The following is a 290-nucleotide window of genomic DNA, read 5'->3' on the forward strand; positions in this document are numbered from 1 at the left end:
TCGCGTTCACCCTCGCGAACGGTCGCGCCCTGCTGGACCACCGGGCCGTCGTGGTCGGTCGCAACCGGGACGAACTGGTCGAGCGGCTGCGGGAGTTCAGCAGCGCCGGCGCCTCCGCCGGGGCGATCACCGGCCGGGTCGTACCGGGTGCGGCGAACGGTGCGGTGTTCGTGTTCCCGGGTCAGGGTTCGCAGTGGATCGGCATGGCGCGCGAACTCCTGGACTTCTCGCCGGTGTTCGCCGAGAAGATGGCGGAGTGCGCGTTCGCGCTGGAGCCGTTCACGGACGGC

Annotated in this window: 1 protein-coding gene; it reads left to right on the forward strand. The window is 71.4% G+C overall.

Features of this window, described 5'->3' with window-relative positions; translation table 11 throughout:
• Positions 1-290, forward strand: a 290-nt coding sequence (locus VR45_RS41790) for an acyltransferase domain-containing protein (RefSeq protein WP_045945221.1), incomplete at both ends; no start/stop codon positions are given.

The organism is Streptomyces sp. NRRL S-495, from assembly GCF_000966955.1.
Classification (GTDB): Bacteria; Actinomycetota; Actinomycetes; order Streptomycetales; family Streptomycetaceae; genus Kitasatospora; species Kitasatospora purpeofusca.